At 61.2% G+C, this 20,024-nt stretch carries 17 protein-coding genes and 1 pseudogene; 3 read left to right on the top strand and 15 right to left on the bottom strand.

Features of this window, described 5'->3' with window-relative positions; all coding sequences use genetic code 11:
• The 4 genes from KSW38_RS12260 to ychF form a co-directional block, all read right to left on the bottom strand.
• Positions 1-945: an ABC transporter permease gene (locus tag KSW38_RS12260; RefSeq protein WP_216925186.1), complete on the bottom strand. Its 945-nt coding sequence runs from the start codon at positions 943-945 to the stop codon at positions 1-3.
• Entirely contained in the window at positions 935-1,864 is a 930-nt protein-coding gene (locus KSW38_RS12255) for an ABC transporter permease (protein WP_216925185.1), read from the bottom strand. The genes KSW38_RS12260 and KSW38_RS12255 overlap by 11 nt, the downstream gene beginning before the upstream one ends.
• Positions 1,865-1,990: 126 nt before the next feature.
• Entirely contained in the window at positions 1,991-3,673 is a 1,683-nt protein-coding gene (locus tag KSW38_RS12250; RefSeq protein ID WP_216925184.1) for a peptide ABC transporter substrate-binding protein, read from the bottom strand.
• 328 nt (positions 3,674-4,001) lie between these two features.
• The gene (gene ychF / locus KSW38_RS12245) at positions 4,002-5,087 is read right to left on the bottom strand and encodes a redox-regulated ATPase YchF (protein WP_216925183.1); all 1,086 of its coding nucleotides are present in this window, start codon (positions 5,085-5,087) and stop codon (positions 4,002-4,004) included.
• Between the two features lie 110 nt (positions 5,088-5,197).
• Between ychF and KSW38_RS12240 the strand changes: the two genes are divergently transcribed.
• Positions 5,198-6,448, top strand: a complete 1,251-nt coding sequence (locus KSW38_RS12240; RefSeq protein WP_216925182.1) for a DNA recombination protein RmuC — start codon at positions 5,198-5,200, stop codon at positions 6,446-6,448.
• 80 nt (positions 6,449-6,528) lie between these two features.
• Here KSW38_RS12240 and KSW38_RS12235 read toward each other — a convergent pair whose 3' ends face one another.
• Positions 6,529-7,614: a 4-hydroxy-3-methylbut-2-enyl diphosphate reductase gene (locus KSW38_RS12235; RefSeq protein WP_216925181.1), complete on the bottom strand. Its 1,086-nt coding sequence runs from the start codon at positions 7,612-7,614 to the stop codon at positions 6,529-6,531.
• Between the two features lie 9 nt (positions 7,615-7,623).
• Positions 7,624-8,496 (bottom strand): hypothetical protein, encoded by an 873-nt coding sequence (locus KSW38_RS12230; RefSeq protein ID WP_254186398.1) that lies wholly within the window; start codon positions 8,494-8,496, stop codon positions 7,624-7,626.
• Between the two features lie 203 nt (positions 8,497-8,699).
• Between KSW38_RS12230 and xseA the strand changes: the two genes are divergently transcribed.
• Positions 8,700-9,977: an exodeoxyribonuclease VII large subunit gene (gene xseA / locus KSW38_RS12225; RefSeq protein WP_216925180.1), complete on the top strand. Its 1,278-nt coding sequence runs from the start codon at positions 8,700-8,702 to the stop codon at positions 9,975-9,977.
• A 53-nt stretch (positions 9,978-10,030) separates the two neighbouring features.
• Positions 10,031-10,288, top strand: a complete 258-nt coding sequence (locus KSW38_RS12220) for an exodeoxyribonuclease VII small subunit (protein ID WP_216925179.1) — start codon at positions 10,031-10,033, stop codon at positions 10,286-10,288.
• Positions 10,289-10,378: 90 nt separating this feature from the next.
• Here the strand turns inward: KSW38_RS12220 and KSW38_RS12215 are convergent, their stop codons facing one another.
• The 9 genes and pseudogenes from KSW38_RS12215 to KSW38_RS12175 form a co-directional block, all read right to left on the bottom strand.
• A complete protein-coding gene (locus KSW38_RS12215; protein WP_216925212.1) occupies positions 10,379-11,233 on the bottom strand; it encodes a polyphosphate kinase 2 family protein in 855 nt (284 codons plus the stop codon).
• 52 nt (positions 11,234-11,285) lie between these two features.
• A complete protein-coding gene (locus KSW38_RS12210; RefSeq protein WP_216925178.1) occupies positions 11,286-12,506 on the bottom strand; it encodes a pyridoxal phosphate-dependent aminotransferase in 1,221 nt (406 codons plus the stop codon).
• A gap of 119 nt (positions 12,507-12,625) precedes the next feature.
• The gene (locus KSW38_RS12205; protein ID WP_216925177.1) at positions 12,626-13,585 is read right to left on the bottom strand and encodes an ABC transporter substrate-binding protein; all 960 of its coding nucleotides are present in this window, start codon (positions 13,583-13,585) and stop codon (positions 12,626-12,628) included.
• Positions 13,582-14,328 carry an ABC transporter permease gene (locus tag KSW38_RS12200; RefSeq protein WP_216925176.1) on the bottom strand — a complete coding sequence of 249 codons (747 nt, stop codon included), beginning with the start codon at positions 14,326-14,328 and terminating at the stop codon, positions 13,582-13,584. Before KSW38_RS12200 ends, KSW38_RS12205 begins: the two co-directional genes overlap by 4 nt.
• Positions 14,325-15,068, bottom strand: a complete 744-nt coding sequence (locus KSW38_RS12195) for an ABC transporter permease (protein ID WP_216925175.1) — start codon at positions 15,066-15,068, stop codon at positions 14,325-14,327. Before KSW38_RS12195 ends, KSW38_RS12200 begins: the two co-directional genes overlap by 4 nt.
• Positions 15,068-16,162 (bottom strand): ABC transporter ATP-binding protein, encoded by a 1,095-nt coding sequence (locus KSW38_RS12190; RefSeq protein WP_275964133.1) that lies wholly within the window; start codon positions 16,160-16,162, stop codon positions 15,068-15,070. The genes KSW38_RS12195 and KSW38_RS12190 overlap by 1 nt, the downstream gene beginning before the upstream one ends.
• Before the next feature lie 97 nt (positions 16,163-16,259).
• Positions 16,260-17,447 carry a ribosome small subunit-dependent GTPase A gene (gene rsgA, locus KSW38_RS12185; protein WP_216925174.1) on the bottom strand — a complete coding sequence of 396 codons (1,188 nt, stop codon included), beginning with the start codon at positions 17,445-17,447 and terminating at the stop codon, positions 16,260-16,262.
• A gap of 223 nt (positions 17,448-17,670) precedes the next feature.
• Positions 17,671-18,147 (bottom strand): annotated as a pseudogene (locus tag KSW38_RS12180) (NUDIX hydrolase).
• Positions 18,148-18,188: 41 nt separating this feature from the next.
• The gene (locus KSW38_RS12175; protein ID WP_216925173.1) at positions 18,189-19,985 is read right to left on the bottom strand and encodes a glycoside hydrolase family 35 protein; all 1,797 of its coding nucleotides are present in this window, start codon (positions 19,983-19,985) and stop codon (positions 18,189-18,191) included.
• Between the last annotated feature and the right edge of the window lie 39 nt (positions 19,986-20,024).

Here is a 20,024-nt window from a genome sequence, read left to right as displayed (position 1 = left end):
TTAGCGCTGACGGCTCTTGGGATCAAGAGCATCGCGGACGGCGTCGCCAAGCATAATGAAGCTCAGGACGGTGATGGACAGGGCCGCTGCCGGGTAGAGCAGAATTCCAGGGTTGGTGCGGATGGACGCGTTGGCTGCCGAGATGTCGTTGCCCCACGACATCACGCTCAGCGGCAGGCCGACACCCAGGAAGGACAGTGTGGCTTCGAGAACGATGAAGACACCGAGTTCCAACGTTGCAAGGACAATCACGGGAGCCAGTGCGTTCGGCAGCGCGTGCTTCAGCAATGCCCCGAAGTTGGAAACACCCAGCGAACGCGCCGCGGTCACGAAATCAGCGTTGCGGACCTCAAGAACGGCGCCGCGCGTAATACGGGCCATCTGCGGCCACGCCAGCATGGATATGGTGATGACCACGGTCCAGACGCCCCTGTTTTCCCGGAAGAACGGCAGCTGCGTGATAACGAGGGCGCCCAGGATGATGGGGAGGGCGAAGAAGATGTCACCCAAACGGGCCAGCACAGCATCGAGCCAGCCGCCGTAGTATCCGGCCAGTGCACCCAGGGTCACACCGATGACGATCACGCAGAGCACAGACAGGACGCCCACGGACAAAGAAGCTTGCGTGCCATGGATGACACGCGAATAGACGTCACAGCCTTGCAGCGTGAAACCGAGCGGGTGTCCGGACGTGGGTCCTGCCTCCGAGTTGGCCAACTGGCAGTCGTTGTCGGGCGCAACGCTCGTAAAGAGGCCGGGGAAAAGCGCGACCGTCGTCAACAGAAGGATCAACAGCGCAGAGATGATGAACAGCGGGCGCCGGCGCAGCTTGCGCCAGGCATCGGCCCAAAGGCTGAGGGGCGCCTGTTCAAGCTTGACGGTGTCCGTGGCCTGCAGCGGAGTCTCGTCGATTGGGGCGACGAAATGTTCAGTGTTACTGGTCATAGCGGATCCTCGGGTCAAGCCAGGCGTATAGGAGGTCAACCAGGAGATTGGTGACAACAAAGACAAGAACAAGGACACTGACGATCACAACGATGGTGGGGCCTTCGCTGCGCTGAATGGCTTGGAAAAGCTTGTTGCCGACTCCCGGGACGTTGAAGATGCCCTCGGTGACAATTGCGCCGCCCATGAGGCCGCCGAGGTTCGCACCGAGATAGGTCACCACGGGAATCAGCGAGTTCCTCAGAATATGGGCCATCACGACGCGCGGGCGGGAAAGGCCCTTGGCCGTTGCAGTCCGTACATAGTCCGCGTTCATGTTTTCGCTGACCGATGCACGGGTCAGGCGCAGGACGTACGCGAACGAAACCAGGCCCAGGACTACCGCGGGCAGGATCAGGTTGCCCCAATCGGCGTTCGCTCCAACGGTCGGTTTTGCCCAGCCAAGCTGGACACCGAACACAAGCTGGAAGACAAAGCCGAGGACGAACGTGGGAACAGCAATGACCACCAGTGACGCGACCAGGACGGTGGAGTCAAAGAGCTTACCCTTGCGCAGGCCGGCGAAAACACCGAACGCGATGCCGAAGACGGCCTGGATAATAAGTGCTTCGACAGCGAGCATCGCCGTCACCGGGAAAGCCCTTGCAAGCGAAGCTGCAATGGGTTGCTGCGTAAAGTCAACGCCGAGGTTGAAGGTGAACAGGTTCTTCAGGAAGATCCCGTATTGCACCCAGAACGGCTGGTCGAGGTTGTACTGGTTCCTCAGTGCGTCGATGACGCTCTGCGGAGGTTGGCGGTCGCCGAAGAGCGCTGCGATGGGGTCGCCGGGAAGGGCGAACACCATGTAGTAGACAAGGAGTGTGGTTCCCAGGAAGACGGGAATCACCTGGAGGAGCCTACGCAGAATGTAGCGGACCACGGTTCACCCCGCTCTCTCTGGACGGTTGTACGTATGTCATGTTTGCCTTCCTGCCGAAGCAAGCAATTGGGGGCCCGGCACCATGGCCGGGCCCCCATGCCTCACGGCAAGTTCAGATCCTGAGGACTACTTGGCCTCGATGTTGTAGTAGAGGATTCCGCCGTTCCAGCCGGTCTCGGCCTTCACAACGTTGTTGCTCCACACGATCGGACGGTTCAGGTACCACAGGGGCAGGCCGGGGAGGTCCTGGAAGAGGATTTCCTGTGCCTTGTTGAACTTGGTATTGGCGTCTTCAGGCGTCTTGGCTGCAAGGCCTTCCTTGAGCAACTTGTCGAACTCCGGGTTCGAGTACTTCTCGTAGTTCGACGATGCGTTGGTTGCCCACACCGGTCCAAGGAAGTTGTAGAGCGATGGGTAGTCACCCTGCCAGCCGGAGCGAGTCAGGCCCGGGAGGGACTGGGACTTGCGCAGGTCCAGGACCTCAGCGAACTTCGCGAACGGCTGGATTTCGGCCTGGATGCCGAGGTTGTTCTTGAAGCCGTTGGCCACGGCGTCGATCCATTCCTTGTTGCCACCATCGGTATTGGAAGCAATCTGGAGCGGCTTGGAAGCGTCGTACGGCTTGATCTTTTCAGCCTGTGCCCAAAGGTCTTTAGCCTTCTGGACATCGAACTTCAGGACATCGTTGCCCGGGATCTTGTCGTTGTAGCCATCCAGCACGGGGGCCGTGAATTCAGTGGCAGGGGTGCGGGTGCCGTTGAAGATGACCTTGGTGATCTCTTCACGGTTGATGGCGTGGGACAGCGCCTGGCGGCGCAGCTTGCCTGCTTCGCCCTGGAAGTTCGGGTTGTAACCCGGGATGTTCAGTGTGGAGTTGTTGGCAACCGGCTTGGTGGAGTTACGGTCCTGGAAGTCCGTGGTGTACGTCTTCAGTGCGTTCGACGGCAGGACGTCGGTGACGTCAAGGTTGTCAGCCTGGAGATCCGTGTAAGCGGGACCCGGATCCGTATAGAACTTGAAGGTCACGCCACCATTCTTCGCAGCACGCGGACCGTTGTAGTCGGGGTTCTTGACCAGCGAGATGGACTGGTCGTGTACCCAGGAACCTTCCTTGGCGAACTTGTAGGGGCCGTTGCCAACCGGGTTTTCACCGAAAGTCTTCGGGTCCTTCAGGGCAGCGGAGGGCAGCGGGTAGAAGGCGGAGTAGCCCAGGCGCAGTGACCAGTCGGCCTCGGGCTGGGACAGCTTGACCGTAATGGTCTGATCGTCCTTGGCTGCCAGGCCGGACATCGTCTGAGCCTTCGGTGCCGGAGTGGAGGTCTTCTTGCCGTCGGCCCCGGTGGTTTCATTCACGGCACTGACATCGGCGTAGCCTTCGATGGACTCGAAGAAGAAGCCGTTGTTCTGGAGGTTGGTGCTCAGCGCTGCAAAGTTCCAGGAGTCAACGAATGTCTTCGCGGTGATTTCCTCGCCATTCGTGAACTTGGCACCGGACTTGACCTTGATGGTCCAGTTCTGCGAGTCCGTGGTGTCAATGGACTCGGCCAGCGCGTTGACCGGCTTGCCGCTGGCATCGTAGGCGCGGAGGCCTTCGAACAGCAGCTCGACAACGCGGCCGCCGTACACCTCGTTGGTGTTTGCGGGAAGCAGCGGGTGCTGCGGTTCGTTGCTGTATGCGGTGATGACCTTGTTGGGATCGGCTGCGGCAGAGCTGTTCGTGTTGCTGCCGGAGCCGCCGCCGCAACCGGTCACTGCGAGGGCGATTATCGCCGCTACGCCTAGAGCTTTGGAAGTGCGCGAGAAACGCATTCCGCCTCCTATGAGTCGTGGAGTTGATCAGGGGAAATTTGTGATGACCCCCAGGCGCAGACACAGTTTTCCTACTGTGACGTTGCCTACATGTGTGTGTAAGCCTACCCACATTGTGTCCAGATGGTGGGACTCGCTGGCCAAACTGTAACCGTTCCGCAACCTCCAGATGCCTAAACTGGCGGGAATTTCAAGTCAAAAGCTACTCGGTGGTAATATTCGCTGTCTGACAGCAGGACAAGCGGTTTTTAGGCACAAGAAAGGGCCTCGGTTCATGCTCTGAACCGAGACCCTTTACAACATCGCTGCTCAGGGCAGCGTCCTTGCTTTAAACGTTGAAGCGGAACTCCACGACGTCGCCGTCGGCCATGACGTACTCTTTGCCTTCGATGCGGACCTTGCCACGGGACTTTGCCTCGGACATGGAACCAGCTTCGATGAGGTCATCAAAGGAGACGACCTCAGCCTTGATGAAGCCACGCTGGAAGTCAGAGTGGATCACACCGGCCGCCTGGGGCGCGGTGTCGCCCTGGCGAATGGTCCAGGCCCGGGTTTCCTTGGGACCGGCGGTGAGGTAGGTCTGCAGGCCAAGGGTGTGGAATCCGACGCGGGCCAGCTGGTCCAGGCCGGACTCGCTCTGGCCGTTCATTTCCAGCATCTCGCGGGCTTCTTCCTCGTCCAGTTCCACGAGGTCGGATTCGAGCTTTGCGTCCAGGAAGACTGCGTCAGCAGGAGCAACCAGGGCGCGCAATTCTTCCTGCTTTGCCGGATCGCCAAGAATGCCTTCATCAGCGTTGAAGACGTAGATAAAGGGCTTCGCGGTGAGGAGTCCGAGCTCCTTGAGGTGCTCCATCTCCAGTTTGTCGCTCTTGATCGAGCTGAAAATTGTGTCGCCGCGCTCCAAAACAGCCTGGGCCGCCTTGATGGCAGCGAGCTCTGCTGCTTCGCGCTTCTTGATCTTGACTTCTTTTTCGATGCGCGGAATCGCGTTTTCGATGGTCTGAAGATCGGCGAGGATGAGCTCGGTGTTGATGGTCTCCATATCGGAGCGCGGATCCACCTTGCCATCTACGTGGATGACATCGGGGTCGTCGAAGACGCGCACAACCTGCGCGATCGCCTGGGCTTCCCGGATATTGGCGAGGAACTTATTGCCCAGGCCTTCCCCCTCGGATGCGCCCTTCACGATGCCGGCGATGTCCACGAAAGACACAGGAGCGGGAAGCAACTTCTGGGAGCCGAAGATCTCCGCCAGCTTGGCCAGACGGGGATCCGGCAGGTTAACGACACCGACGTTCGGTTCGATCGTTGCGAATGGATAGTTCGCAGCAAGCACCTGGTTGCGGGTCAGTGCGTTGAAAAGAGTTGATTTGCCGACGTTGGGCAGTCCGACGATGCCAATAGTAAGAGCCACGAGCATTTATTCTACCCGTTGCCGCGATGACCACGCTTGTTCGTTCCTGAAGACAACGCCGTCGACTGCCCTTTGCTAAAACTGTCGGACCCCTATGACAGGGTTGCCACATGGATGGATTTGGATTGGTTTTGGCTCTGCTCATGCTGCTGATCGGTGCGGCAGTGGGACTCGGCATGGCATATGTGGTCTTTCGACGCCGGACGGCCGGTCTGGAGGAGGACTTCGACGCCGTTTCCTCGCGCCTTTCGGAGGTGACCGCCCAGCTCGCAGCCGCCGACGCCGAACGGCGGCTTCTGTTCGCACAGAACCGGGAATTGAGTGATTCAAGGAGCTCAGACGGCAGCGTCCTTCGCGCTTTGGGGCCCGTGGCCGAAAAGCTCACAGCGGTACAGCAGCAGGTCGCGCTCCTGGAACGCGACCGCGTGGAGCAATACGGTCAACTGGCACAGCAACTTCAGGACGCCAGGCTCTCCGACGAACAGCTTCTACGGTCCACGCACGCCCTTGCTTCGGCACTACGATCCAACAGTGTCCGCGGCCAGTGGGGCGAGGTTCAGTTGCGTAGGGTTGTGGAAGCCTCCGGAATGCTCCGCCACGTTGACTTCCACGAGCAAGTGCACTCCGGCCGGAGCGAGAACACGCTGCGTCCGGACCTTGTAGTGCAGTTGCCGGGCGGGAAACAACTTGTGGTGGATGCCAAGGTCCCGTTGGCTTCCTATCTGGCGGCGCAGGAGCAGGTGCACGGTGAAGGCTCAATGGGTGAATCAGTCGCGCCCACGGCCAATCACGATTCCAAGACGCTCCTGGCACAGCACGCCAAGGCACTCAAAGCCCACATCGATGCCCTCGGAGCCAAGAAGTACTGGGACATTCCGGGCAACTCGCCGGAGCTTGTCATCTGTTTCCTCCCCGCGGAGTCGATTTTGGCTTCAGCCCTCGAAGCTGATCCCGCGTTGTTGGAACACGCCCTTTCGCGGAACGTCGTCCTGGCATCGCCCGGAACGCTGCTGGCGGTCCTGAAGTCGGTGGCCTTCACGTGGCGGCAGGATGTCCTGACCGACAGCGCCCACGAACTCTTCGAACTGGCCAAGCAGCTCTACGAACGCATGGGCACGCTCGGCGAGAACGTCGGGAAGCTCGGAAGTTCGCTGAAGACATCCGTGGACCGCTATAACGCGATGGTCGGCACACTGGAAGCCCGGGTACTCCCCACAGCACGCAAACTCAACACCATGGACGACGCCGGACTCGCCACACCCATGTCCGTGGAAGCAGTCCCCCGGGCTTTGGCTGCCCCCGAGCTGCTCGCCTTGGACTCCCAGGATTCAGCAGGAGCCCAGGAGGAGTCTGCAGCTTAAATGAACAGGCCCGCTGTGGCAGCTTCCCAAAAAGGTGGCTGCCACAGCGGGCCTGCTAGATACATCCAGAATAAGTACGTCTAAGAGGTAGGACGGTTCCCGCGGCCACCAAGGGCCCGGCTCACGTCGCCAGCCTCCTTGAGGGTGGCCCGAAGCTCTTTCGGCAAAGAGAAGAGAAGGTCTTCCTCGGCCGTTACCACTTCCTGCACTTCCCCATAGCCGTATTCCGCCAGGAGCCGGAGAACGTCCTGCACGAGCACCTCGGGGACGGAGGCTCCGGAAGTTACACCCACCGTGGCCACGCCCTCGAACCAGCTTTCATCCACCTCATTGGCGAAGTCCACGCGGTACGAACTCTTGGCGCCATATTCAAGGGCCACCTCGACCAAGCGAACAGAGTTGGACGAGTTGGCCGAACCCACCACAATGACAAGGTCAGCCTGCGGAGCAATCTTCTTAATGGCCACCTGGCGGTTGGTGGTGGCATAGCAGATATCGTCGCTGGGCGGGTCCTGCAGCGTGGGGAACCGGTCCTTGAGCAGACGGACGGTCTCCATGGTCTCGTCAACGCTCAGGGTGGTCTGGGAGAGCCAGATGGTCTTCTCCGGGTTCCGCACGGTGACTTTGTCTACCTCGTGGGGGCCATTAATGATCTGGATGTGCTCCGGGGCCTCTCCAGCTGTTCCTTCGACTTCCTCGTGGCCCTCGTGGCCGATAAGCAGGATGTCGTAGTCCTCCTTGGCAAAGCGCACAGCTTCACGGTGGACCTTGGTGACGAGGGGGCATGTAGCGTCAATGGTGCGAAGACCGCGGTCTTCGGCGGACTGGACCACAGCGGGAGACACGCCATGGGCCGAGAAGATCACCAAGGCGCCTTCAGGAACCTCATCTGTTTCTTCAACGAAAATGGCGCCTTGCTCTTCAAGGGAGCTTACGACGTGGACGTTGTGGACGATCTGCTTGCGAACATAAACGGGTGGCCCGTAGTGTTCGAGGGCTTTCTCAACAGCAATGACGGCCCTGTCTACGCCGGCACAATAGCCCCGGGGAGCCGCCAGCAGAACCTTCTTGGGTCCAGTAACCGGCGCCGCCGCCTGAACCTCTTCCGGTGATCGCCGTCTGCGGGGCACCGTGGGCATCGGAATGGAAACTGCTGTGCTGGTCATCCCTCCATGCTACCGGCCCGGCTCCTGGCCGCTGGCAGAAGGTGACCGCCGTCTCGCGGACAGGATCCAACCGATGACCCCCAGCGCCAGGAATGCGCCGGACACCACAGCAGCGATGACAATCCATTCACCGAAGCCCGTCCGGACGGCCGAAACGAACTCCTGTTTGAACAGCTCTGCAACACCGTTGCCACTGGAGAGGCTTCCCATCAGTCCACCAGCCAGATCCAACATCGCTGACCACAGCGCAGTAAGCACCAAGCCGCCAAGTCCAAGGGAGACCATCACCAAAGAGCGGCGACGTGCAGCAGCGAGAGCCAACAGGACCGAAACGACCGCGCCCAAGGCCGCAAGCCACCAGAGCGGGGCGAAGGCTGCCACACGCTCAACCAGTTGCTTTTGGGACGGTTCACCCATGGTCACCAAGCTTTCCGCCGGGACGTCAATCTGTAGTCCGCTGGCGGAGGACAAATGGTCGCGGATAAGCCCGATCAGTGGGCCAATGTCCAGGAGCAGCGCTGTATGTGACACCGTCTCCTCCGGTTGCTTCCCTTCGCCGAAGTTCAACCGATGACTGTTCCTGGCCGTTTCTTCCCATGCTTTGGGGTACTCAGGCCATGACTGCATTCCGGAGGCAGCTTGCCTGAGGGCATCCGCAGCCACCGATTTGAGTGGTTCCGGAAGATTTACGGAGGACTCGAAATTCCCCACTGCGGCTGTAGCAAGTCGGCTTTGGAACTCGGGATCCTTGCCCAGCGCGCTTGCAAGGTGAACAAAGCCGTCCTCCTTGACCACGTTGACATCCGCCCAAGCGGCCGGAACTGCGACGGCCGTGAGCAACAAGGCGAGGACCACTGCCGCCGCGGAAACGAAACTGCGCAAAAGTCATCCTCGGGGTAAGGGGCAAGTGCCACCATCCTAGGTCTGTCCACAGGATAGAAAAAATGTCGGGCTCCAGTGCTAAAGCTATGGATAGAGTTGGAACGCCTGCCCAGGACGGATTCGACCGCAGGACCGATTGACCGCGCCCCACGGCCGCACAGCTAGCGAGGATATGCAGATGCAGGACGACCCACGGATCACCCATGGCAGCTGACGCGACCCCGGAATCGACGCTTCCAAATACCGCTGCGGAGACCAGCCCGGATAATCCCTGGCCCCTGCAGTTGCTGTCCAGGAAGTTAAAGGCCCACATCGAGCGCGCTCCCGCGGCATGGATCGAAGGTCAGGTCATCGAACTCAACCGCCGCGGCGGGAACGCCTTCCTGACACTCCGGGACGTCGATGCTGAGATTTCCCTGCCGGCATCCGTATGGTCCACGGTCCTCGACCGCCAGAGGATACCCCTTGAACGTGGTTCCCGGGTGGTCGCACTGGTCAAGGCCGACTTCTGGGTCAAGACCGGACGCCTCAATATGTCGGTGAAGGATATCCGGCCCGTGGGCCTGGGTGACCTCCTTGCCAGGATCGAACGGCTGCGTCAGGCCCTTGCCGCAGAAGGCCTGTTCGCCGACTCCCGCAAACGGAAGCTGCCCCTGCTCCCCCACCGGATTGGACTCATTACAGGGCGGGATTCGGATGCCAAGAAGGACGTCCTCCGTAATGCGGCACTGCGGTGGCCGGCCGTTGAGTTCGACGTACGCGAGGTAGTTGTCCAGGGCAATACGGCCGTTGCACAGATCATTGCCGCGCTCCGTTCATTGGATGCCGATCCGCACGTCGACGTCATAGTGCTCGCCAGAGGTGGCGGCGCTTTGGAAGATCTTCTGCCGTTCAGCAATGAGGACTTGATCAGGGCAGTGGCCGCGGCATCAACGCCAGTGGTCAGCGCCATTGGCCACGAAGCAGACCGTCCCATCCTGGACGACGTGGCTGACCTGAGGGCCTCGACACCCACAGACGCCGCAAAACGCATCGTTCCTGACGTCAGTGAGGAACTCGCCATGGTCCGCCAGGCCCGGGACCATCTTCGCCGGAGCATTGGCAGGATGGTGGACAGGGAGACGGACCGGCTTCACGCCTTGAGGTCGCGGCCCGTCCTGGCAACGCCGGACACCATGGTTGCAGCGCGATCAGAAGACATCACGCGTCTTCAGCGGAGGTCGCACGCTGCGGTCAGCACCGCCGTCGTCCGGGCGCTTGACCAGGTCCACCACCTGCGTGCCCAGGTGCGCGCGTTGTCTCCACAAAAGACCCTGGACCGCGGCTACGCCGTTGTCCAGATGGTTGGTGAAGACCAAGCGGGACACACAGTGGTCAGTAGCCCGGCGCAGACTCCCGAAGGCACGCCGCTGGCCATCCGCGTCGCCGAAGGCCGCTTCAGGGCTGTGTCCACCGGGCAAGCACAACTCGTCGAGCACTGATTTCGCGGCAACTGCACGGCACATACACTCATCATCGAATGCGAAGGACCACCATGACAGAGAACAATCCCGCAGCACCTTCACCGGATTCCTTGGATTCCCTCAGTTACGAGGAAGCCCGCGAACAACTGGTGGCGGTGGTCAGTCGCTTGGAAGCAGGCGGAGCCAGCCTTGAGGAATCGCTGGCGCTGTGGGAGCGAGGCGAGGCGTTGGCAAAACGTTGCGAGGACTGGCTTGAGGGCGCCCGCAAGCGGCTGGCAACAGCCCGGGACGCTACCAACGACGGCGGAGCTGCAGCCGGCACAGACTAGACGGCAGAAACTAGCCGGCAGAGACTAGCCGCGTAGGGAATAACCGCTTCTGGAGACCAGCCCACACGACAAGAACGACAGATCCGCCCTTCAGGATTGCTCCACAAGCGCGCGTTCAGTCGCGACGTCGAAATCCGCCTTCGGCCACTCCAGGGACAAGCCCTCCAAGGCGTCCAAAAGCAACTGCTGGACTGCGATCCGCGCGTACCACTTCTTGTTTGCCGGAACAACGTGCCAGGGGGCGATGTCCGTAGACGTCTTCTCAAAGGCCGTGTTGTAGGCATCCATGTAGTCATCCCAGAAGGCCCGCTCCACGAGATCACCCCGACTGTACTTCCAGTGCTTGCTCGGATCATCAAGCCGCGCGAGAAGACGCTTCTTTTGCTCATTCTGGCTGATGTTGAGCATGACCTTGACGATGGTGGTTCCCTGCTGGACCAGCCTGGACTCGAAATCATTGATGGCGGCATAGCGCCGTTCCAATTCCTCGGCGTCCGCCCATCCATGGACGCGGTGGATCAGTACGTCCTCGTAGTGGGAGCGGTCAAAGACTCCCACCATTCCGGCTGCTGGAGCCTCTTTCTCGACCCGCCAGAGAAAGTCGTGCGACTTTTCCTCGTCTGTGGGTGCCTTGAACGCCTTCAACTGCACGCCCTGCGGGTCCATGGCCCCCACGACGTGACCGACGATGCCGCCCTTGCCGGCAGTATCCATGGCCTGAAGAATCAGCAGCAGCCGCTTGTTGCTCCCGAACTTCCCCTCTGCGAAGAGCTTCTCCTGTAGTTCAGTGAGCCGGGCATCCTGCGCGGCCAACAAAGACTTGCCGTCGGCCTTTGCGCCGGAGTAGCCAGGTGTGGCCGAGGGATCGACGCTGGCCAGTGAAAACCCGGGCCCAACCCTCAACGACTTGGCTGGACTTTCAGCGAACTCAACTGCAACGGGCATGGCTTGCCTTTCTGCCTGAACGCGACCTTGTGACGCGGCCATGGACCTCAGGCTAGTTCCCGGGGTACCTCGTCAGGAAGTCCGCCATGCGGCCAATTGCCTCTTCAATATCCTTGACGTTGGGCAGAGTCACCATCCGGAAGTGGTCCGGCCGCACCCAGTTGAAGGCACGTCCGTGGGAGACCAGGATCTTCTGTTCCTTCAGCAGGTCCAGGACGAACTTCTCATCATCCCGGATGTGGTAAACCTCTGGATCCAGCTTGGGGAACAGGTAGAGGGCACCCCTGGCCTGCTGCGTGCTGACACCCGGGATCGCGTTCAGGAGGTCGTACGCTTTGTTGCGCTGCTCGAGGAGCCTGCCACCGGGAAGGATGAGATCGTTGATGCTCTGGTGGCCGCCAAGCGCTGTTTGTATGGCGTGCTGTGCCGGGACGTTGGCGCACAAACGCATATTGGCCAGCAGATTGATGCCTTCAAGGTAATCGGCAGCATCCTTCTTGGGACCCGAGATGGCCATCCACCCGGCGCGATAGCCGCAAACGCGGTACGCCTTGGACAGGCCACTGAACGTCAGGCACAGGACATCGTCCCCGGTCAGCCCTGCGAGGTTTACGTGGACAGCGTCTTCGTAAAGGATTTTCTCGTAGATTTCATCGGCAAACAGGACCAGGCCGTGCTTTTCGGCCAGTGCCACGATCTTCTTAAGAGTCTCTTCAGGGTAGACGGCACCCGTGGGGTTGTTCGGGTTGATCACGACGATGCCCTTGGTGCGGGGAGTGATCTTGGATTCCATGTCCTCAAGATCAGGTTGCCACCCCGACTCCTCATCACAGAGGTAGTGGACGGGCCGGCCGCCAGCCAGGGCAACGGAAGCTGTCCAGAGCGGGTAGTCGGGGGCGGGAATCAGTACCTCATCGCCATCTTCAAGAAGTGCCATAAGGGACATGGTGATGAGCTCGCTGACCCCGTTGCCGAGGTAGATGTCATCAACGTGGATGTTCTGGATTCCGCGGGTCTGGTAATACTGCGAAACGGCGGTCCTGGCCGAGAAAATGCCGCGGGAATCGCTGTAGCCCTGGGCATTGGGCAGGTGGCGGATCATGTCCACCAAAATGGCGTCAGGCGCTTCAAAACCAAAGGGAGCCGGGTTTCCGATGTTCAGTTTGAGGATCCGGTGACCCTCTGCTTCCATCTGCTGGGCGGCCTGAAGAATCGGTCCACGGATGTCGTAAAGGACATTATGAAGCTTGGTGGACTGCTTGAAATTCGCCATTCATCAAATATGCCACACCGGGGATGGACTTCAGTTGAGACTTAACTCACATGTACGACGACGGCGGCGACAGGCCCGCGAGGGTCCGTCACCGCCGTCGTACGCGGTTTGCGTAAGCGCTACTTAACGATGCCCTTGTCTTTCAGCCACGCAGCTGCGGCATCCTTGGGGCTCTGCTTCTGGTCGCCACTCACGGAGCGGTTGAGGTTGATGAGGTCCTCAGTGGTCAAGATCTTGGACACGTTGTTGAGAGCGTCCTTGGCCTTGTCCGTCATTTTGGCCTTGTTATAGAGCGGCAGTACTTGCTGGGCCTTGAAGTTGTTTTTGGGATCTTCCAGGACCACGAGGTCGTTGTCGGCAATCGAGGGGGTGGTGGTGTAGATGTCAGCCACCTGGACCTTGTCCTCCAGCAATGCCTGCAGGGTCAGGTTGCCACCGCCGTCGTTGAACGGCTGCAAAGCCTTGAGCTCGCAGTTGTAGTTCTTCTTCAATCCCGGAAAACCGTACGAGCGGGTCTCGAACGTGGCCGGGGCAGCCATAGTGAAGTCCTTGCACACCTTGGCCAGGTCCTCGATGGACTTCAACTGGTACTTCTCGGCTGTGGCCTTGGTGACCACCATTGCGTCCTTGTCCTCTGCCTTGGAAGCGTCCAGCACCGCCAGGCCGTTCGGAAGCTTCCCAGGGAGTGCCTTGTAAACGTCATCGGCCGAAACCTCCTGGGCCTCAGTATCCACGAAGGAAAGAAGGTTGCCAGAGTAGTCGGGGACGAGGTCCACCGAACCATCCTGCACGGCTTTGAAGTAGATCTCACGAGAGCCGATGTTCGGTTTGGTGGTGGCGGTGATCCCGGCAGCGTTGAGTGCCCCGGCGTAAATCTCGCCGATGACCTGGCTTTCCGGGAAGTCGGCCGAACCAACAACAAGCGGCCCACTTGACCCGCTGGATCCGCCGGGCGCAGAAGTGGATGGAGTGGCCAAAGGGCTGCCGCCGCACGCGCTCAAGGCGAGGGCCACACCGACGCCGGCCGCGAGGCCGCCGAGTCCACGGCGCGTCAGGGTCATGGGAACGGATTTTTTCATGGTGTACCTCCTTGAATGGCAGCCGCGGCGGGAGCTGTGGCTGTGAGATCATCGGCCGCCGTGTGGCGTCCGATTGAGTCGAGGGTGAGGCCAGGCGAGAGAACCATCCTCTGCAAGGCCGCCAGAACGAGGTCCACTGCGATCGCGAGGGCAGCGATCAGGAGCGATCCACCAAGCATCCGCGGAAAGTCCTGCAGGACAAGCCCATCGAACAAATACCGGCCCAGGCCTCCCAGCGGCAAGTAGGCGACGACCGAAACTGTGGCAATCACCTGCAGAACAGCTGTCCGGATGCCACCGAACATCACTAGGAGGCCATTGGGGAGCTCGACCCGGAACAGGATCTGAAGTTCCGTCATGCCCATGGCCCGGGCTCCGTCCACCACTGTGGCATCCACGCTGGAGATACCCGCGTACGTCCCGGCAAGGAGCGGTGGAACGGTGAGGATGACCAGTGCCCATACCGGCGGCATCAAACCGCTGCCCGCCAATAAGGCAAAGAGGACCAGCAGGCCCAGGGTAGGCAATGCCCGCAGGGCGCCGGCGACGGCCACAGCGACCACCCTGCCACGCCCTGTGTGGCCAATGTAAAGTCCCACAGGCACTGCAATGGCGGCCGCGATGAGTAGCACGAGCCCGCTGTACTGCAGGTGCTCGGACAGCCGGGTGGGAATGCCTCCGCTCCCCGTCCAGTGAATGGGGTCCGTCAGCCAGGCGATGGTGTCCGTGAAAACGTTGCTCATGCCGATGCACCCGGATCCGGCCGTACCGGGGCATGGGGCAAGGATGGTCCGGTCTTCGGCTCAGCGAGCAACGCGGCGCCGTTCTTGCGTTCGCTCCGTCCGCCAGCTGCGGCACGTGTCCACGGAGTCAGGAGACGCTCCAGCACCACCAGCACTGCATCCATGATCAGGGCAAGGACAAGGATGGCGATGATGCCAACCACGACTTCGGTAACGAAGGTCCTCTGCAAACCATCGGTAAACAGGATTCCTAGATTGCCAACTCCCAACAGTGCAGCAACGCTAACGAGCGAGATGTTGCTGACCGAGACAACGCGGAGCCCGGCGAAAAGAACCGGCAGTGACAGCGGGAGATCCACTTGGAAGAACCGGGCGGAGGGCTTGAATCCCATTGCTACGGCAGCATTTCGGAGATCGTTGTCAACCGAGTCAAACGCATCCATGGCAGCACGAACCAGCAAGGCCACCGCATAGATCGTCAATGCGACCACGACGTTGAGGGGATCAAGGATGCGTGTGCCCAGTATGGTGGGCAGGATGATGAAGAGCGCCAGGGACGGGATGGTGTAGAGCAAGGACGTAGCCGTAGCCAGCACAGACCTCAGGGTACTGTTGCGCCGGGCAAGCTGCGCCAAGGGAATTGAGATCAGCAGCCCAAGAAGCATCGGAATGAGTGCGAGCACAAGGTGCTGGCCGGCCAATCCGAAAACCAAGCCAATGTTCGCCAGGAACCACTCCATCAGGTGGCGTCCTCCCTGTGGCGGCGGACTTCCTCAATCAGGGCAAGGACTTCCGGCGCCTTCAACACACCGGCCACCCTGCCGTCGTCGTCCACGGCAACGCCCAACCCCGACGGCGAGGACAACGCCGAATCCAGCGCCCGGCGCAAAGTGTCTCCCTTATGGAAGAGTGAACCGCCGGGGACCAGCCCGGCACCGTCCCGGGGTGAGGACCACCCGAGGGGACGTGATTCGTCGTCGACTACCAGCGCCCACTCCCCCGCCCGGCGTCCGGCGCTTTGACCCTCGGTTTGTCCCACCATGGTTACGGAGTGGAGCCTCAGCGAGTCCGCGACGTCAAAGGCGAGGTGGCGGAAACCACGGTCCCTGCCCACGAAGGAGGCTACGAAATCGTTGGCCGGTGCCCGGAGGATCTCTTCCGGGGCGGCATATTGGGCAAGCTTGCCGCCAACAGCAAAGACTGCCACCTTGTCGCCCAGAACCGTGGCCTCGTCAATATCATGCGTGACAAACACGATGGTTTTAGCCAACTCGCGCTGCAGGCGCAGGAGTTCCTGCTGGAGTTCATCGCGAACCACCGGGTCCACGGCGCTGAAGGGCTCGTCCATCAGAAGCACTGGCGGGTCGGCTGCGAGCGCGCGTGCCACTCCGACGCGCTGCTGCTGACCGCCGGACAGCTGCGAGGGATACCGCTTGCCAAGCACCGAAGCCAGCCCAACGACGTCGAGAAGTTCTGCGGCACGTTTGCGCGCATCGGCTTTGGACACGCCGTTGAGCCGGGGAACCGTAGCGATGTTATCCAGAACTGACCGGTGCGGGAGCAGCCCGGAGGACTGCATGACATAGCCCATGGAGCGGCGAAGCTGCGCCGCCGGCACCGTGGAGACATCCTTGCCTGCCACCGTGATGGTGCCCGAGCTCGGCTCCACCATGCGGTTGATCATGCGCAGCGAAGTCGTCTTGCCACAGCCCGAAGGACCCACGAGGACCGTGATGGCTCCCTTGTCGATGGACATGGTCAGGTTGTCGACGGCGGGCTGGCCGCCTTGGTATTGCTTGGTCACGCTCTGGAACTCAATCATGGCTTCAGCCATACCCGGGCCTATCTTCGGCGGACGATCTTCACCCAGCGTAGCCAGCACCACCGACGATGTCAGCGACGCCACGTATTCCGTAATGAATCGGCAATGTTCAACGTTTGCGTCGTTTCCCGCCCTTCGCTGCGCGTTCCTCGGCTTGATCGTGCCGGTGTCTTTCCGCGGCGCGCTGCCCCCTGTCCGCCGACATCACCTTTTGATGCCATTCGCGCTGATAAGCGCGCCTGGCTGCGGCATCGTGTTTCCGGTTCAAGGCCGCCTGTTCGCGTTGGAGTTTGAGGTAGCTTCCCCACCGGCGCGCGTCGAGGCTTTCGTCGGCGAGCGCCTCCTGCACGGCACAACCCGGCTCGGCCTGGTGGGAGCAATCGGCGAAGCGGCATCGGGCGAACAACCCCTCAAGGTCGCCGAACATCTCCTCCATTCCCTCCTCGGCGTCGAACAACCCAAACCCGCGAACACCCGGAGTGTCCATGAGCACTGCACCGCCTCCCAAAGGCACCAGTTCCCTGGAGGTGGTGGTATGCCGCCCCTTACCGTCACCGGCACGCACCTCACCCGTTTCCTGCAGATCGCGTCCGGCCAGGGCGTTGATGAGCGTTGATTTGCCGGCACCCGAAGGGCCTAGCAGCACCAGCGTGGCTCCGTTCGGGATGTGCTGCCTGAGCTCCTCGAGGCCGTCGCCCTGCTCTGCGGACGTGGTGACCACCTCCACGCCGGCAGCTTGGAGGATGACTTCACCTACGACGTCGTCTGCCAGGTCAGCGAGGTCGGCTTTGGTAATGACGACCAGCGGGGTTGCCCCGGAATCCCATGCGGCCACGAGCGTCCGCTCCAACCGGTTATGGGTAAGCGGCCGGTCCACGGGCACTACTACCGCCACGATGTCGATGTTGCTGCCCAGGATTTGTTCCTCGGAAGATGCCTCGAAAGCGCGCTTGCGGCTCAGTGCCGAGTGCCGCGGAAGAACCTCGACGACGGATGGCTCACCAGCGCGGTTGTGCCCCAGCCACACCCAGTCCCCAGTGGCGGGAACCAGACCATGCCCGGGATAGGGAAGATGGAGCAGGCCGGTGTTCGAGGCAACGAGCACGCGGTTCCTGTCGAGGCGGACTACCCTTCCCGGAGTGTTGTCGCTGGTGTCCCCGTCCCTAGCTGGGTTGGCGCGGAAGAGTTCAGCGGTTCTTTCGGTATAGCCGTAGTCTGTTGGGCCTTCCGGACGGTTGCCGTCGGCCGCGTTGCTGAAACTGGTTTTTGGGTCGCTTGAAGAAGCGTAAGTATTCACGTTGGAACCTCTGCTGAGGCCCGGCCGCCTAGCTCTGGCAGGCTGATGCCGGGACAGGAATGGTGGTGTGATGACGATGCGCCGCGCGTGAGTGCGGGGCGCGCAGGATTATGGCAATCATCAGTTCCACCTCCTCGGCATCCAGGCCGGCAGCTGGTGGCCGGCAACGTTTTACAGCGTAGCCAAGCCAATGGGCTTTGGCTAGGTCTTTTTGAAGCTGTGCTTACTGGCTTTCTTGAAGTCGCGCCTCATTGAGCTTCCCGTCAGCAGGCCGCTCACTGTGCAGGCGCAGCGCCACGTCCACCAGGGAGACCCTGTTGAGTTTGCCGATGTCCGCCAAGGGAATCCACGCCGCATGGGTGGTGCTGCCGTCCACCTCGTGCGTCAACTCGCCACCGATAATCGTAGCTTCGTAAACCAGCCGTAGTGCCTGGAAGTCCCGCACCGAACCGTCTGCCCGGGCTTCCGCGGGCCAGTGCCCGACGTCGATGCCCAGCATGCGATCAATCCGGGCCTCGTAGCCGGTTTCCTCAAAGACCTCGCGGCGGCATCCGTCCACGGGGTGCTCCGCAAGGTCCACTCCCCCACCAGGCAGCGTTCAACCTTCTTTGCCGTCCTGCTTCCAGTAGGCGAGAAGAATCCGGTCCTCCTGAATGATGACGGCGTAAGCGGCTGGGCGGGTGTCGAACTCCAGGGTCATGGTGCCAGCTTAGTTGGCAGCTACTTCCCAGTCGGTCCGCACTAAGGCAATTCGGCGGCCATTATCGGCCCGGCCTCTTCCGGACCAAGGTCCGGTCCTTCGCGGAGCTCGACGACGGTCCCCGGCTTGGCGAGCTCCAGCACCTTGATGCTGTTGAGGCCACCCTTCACCAGAGGCGCCGGGGCATACAGGGTGACCTGCGGCCCTTTGTCCCAGTACCGGCCCAACAGGAAGCCGTTGAGCCAGACGAAGCCCTTTCCGGAATCAGGGAGCGCAATATATGTATCCGCCGGTTCCCCTGCCTCGAACTCCGTCCCTGCCAGTCCTTCAAGGTCCTCGGGCGCCCATTCATCCAAAGCCACGGGCGTCTGTGTCCAATGGAAGGTATAGCGCTGATTGATCAGGACGCCGCCCAGGATTCCCTTGCCATGCCCGGTCAGGGGACCGTAGTTGATGCGGCCCAGGTTCTCCACCAGGATCTCCAGCTTGGCCGGGGCGCCGGTTCCGGTGACGGCCAGCCCTTGGGCCCCGTCCACGTCGTCCAGGACACCGGCAAACTGACCATCAACCCAGATGTAGGCGCGGTCATTCAGCCCTGTGATTTTGAGGCGGCTCTCCACAGGAGCCTCGGGGCGTCCCGGGAGAGTCGCTTCGGCGGCATAAAGGACCATGCCGGCGTCGAGTCCCAACTGTTCAAGAGTGAGCGGTTTGACGCTGGTAACTGGCTTGCCCGAATCGCGGACGAGCTCCAGCAGGTCCCGGCCTTCCGTCAGTGCCAGGGACCGCGCTGGAAGGACCGGGGCATCCGCAAGCAACTCGACGGGCAGTTCAGGAAGGTCCTCGATACCCTGGGCGCGGTAGAACTCCTTGCGGAAGGCGTGGAATTTAGGCGTTAGTGCTCCGTTCTCGGCAATGGGGGCGTCGGAGTCGTAGCTGGTGACCGTTGGCTGGAGCATGGTGCCATCGTGGTTACTGCCGGATCCCAAGCCAAAGTTAGTGCCGCCGTGTGCCATGTAGACACATACCGATCCGCCAGCATCGAGCATCTTTCGTGCTTCCGCAGCGGCGTCGTGGGCGTCGCGGCGATGGTGGTGTTCGCCCCAGTGGTCAAACCAGCCGCCCCAGAATTCGACATTGAAGAAGGGCTCGTCGGGTCGGCGCCTCTGCCAGATTGCGATGGCCTCATCACCCCGGCTTCCCAACGTGGCGGTCGCCCAGGTTCCGTCCACGGAGCCGCCGTCGAGGAAGTAGTCAGTGCCGCCGTCGGCCGTGAAGAGCAGCTCAGTGATCCCGCGCTCCTCCAACGCACGGCGGTTCCAGCGGATGTACTCGTGGTCGTCGCCATAGCTGCCATATTCGTTCTCAATCTGGACGGCTACCACCGGGCCACCGACCGATGCCTGCCGTGAGGCGACATGCGGGAGAAGGTGATCCAACCACTCCTCGATCGCGGCCGTGAACTGCGGGTCCATGCACCGCAGGCCAATCCCGGGGATTCCTGTGAGCCAAGCCGGAAAGCCGCCGTTGTCCCACTCCGCGCAAATGTAGGGGCCTGGACGGACAATGACGTCCAAACCTTCCTCCGCGGCGAGGTCGATGAAACGGCCAATGTCCCGCCAGCCTGTAAAGTCCGGCGCCTCTTCGCGCTTAGGCTGGTGGAAGTTCCAGGCAACGTAGGTGTCAACAGTGTTGGCGCCCATGGCCTTCAGTCGACGCAGCCTGTCCTGCCACAAATCGGGGTGAACGCGGAAGTAGTGGATGGCTCCCGCAAGGATGCGATACGGTTCACCCGAACGGTAGAGGACGGCGTCGTGGTAGCTCAAAAGGGCGTTGTTCACACGGAACAGATTAGCTCAATTTCCAACATTTATGCACAG

This window comes from Paenarthrobacter aromaticivorans (assembly GCF_019038615.1).
Taxonomy (GTDB): domain Bacteria; phylum Actinomycetota; class Actinomycetes; order Actinomycetales; family Micrococcaceae; genus Arthrobacter; species Arthrobacter aromaticivorans.
The sequence above is the reverse complement of the archived record's forward strand: the minus strand, read 5'-3'. Positions and strand labels throughout refer to the sequence as shown.

What these genes read in the sequence shown, in the direction of transcription:
- KSW38_RS12260 (WP_216925186.1), bottom strand. Translation starts at nt 945, where the DNA reads ATGACCAGTAACACTGAACATTTCGTCGCCCCAATCGACGAGACTCCG.
- KSW38_RS12250 (WP_216925184.1), bottom strand. Translation starts at nt 3,673, where the DNA reads ATGCGTTTCTCGCGCACTTCCAAAGCTCTAGGCGTAGCGGCGATAATC.
- KSW38_RS12240 (WP_216925182.1), top strand. Translation starts at nt 5,198, where the DNA reads ATGGATGGATTTGGATTGGTTTTGGCTCTGCTCATGCTGCTGATCGGT.
- KSW38_RS12235 (WP_216925181.1), bottom strand. Translation starts at nt 7,614, where the DNA reads ATGACCAGCACAGCAGTTTCCATTCCGATGCCCACGGTGCCCCGCAGA.
- xseA (WP_216925180.1), top strand. Translation starts at nt 8,700, where the DNA reads ATGGCAGCTGACGCGACCCCGGAATCGACGCTTCCAAATACCGCTGCG.
- KSW38_RS12220 (WP_216925179.1), top strand. Translation starts at nt 10,031, where the DNA reads ATGACAGAGAACAATCCCGCAGCACCTTCACCGGATTCCTTGGATTCC.
- KSW38_RS12215 (WP_216925212.1), bottom strand. Translation starts at nt 11,233, where the DNA reads ATGCCCGTTGCAGTTGAGTTCGCTGAAAGTCCAGCCAAGTCGTTGAGG.
- KSW38_RS12210 (WP_216925178.1), bottom strand. Translation starts at nt 12,506, where the DNA reads ATGGCGAATTTCAAGCAGTCCACCAAGCTTCATAATGTCCTTTACGAC.
- KSW38_RS12205 (WP_216925177.1), bottom strand. Translation starts at nt 13,585, where the DNA reads ATGAAAAAATCCGTTCCCATGACCCTGACGCGCCGTGGACTCGGCGGC.
- KSW38_RS12200 (WP_216925176.1), bottom strand. Translation starts at nt 14,328, where the DNA reads ATGAGCAACGTTTTCACGGACACCATCGCCTGGCTGACGGACCCCATT.
- KSW38_RS12195 (WP_216925175.1), bottom strand. Translation starts at nt 15,068, where the DNA reads ATGGAGTGGTTCCTGGCGAACATTGGCTTGGTTTTCGGATTGGCCGGC.
- KSW38_RS12190 (WP_275964133.1), bottom strand. Translation starts at nt 16,162, where the DNA reads ATGGCTGAAGCCATGATTGAGTTCCAGAGCGTGACCAAGCAATACCAA.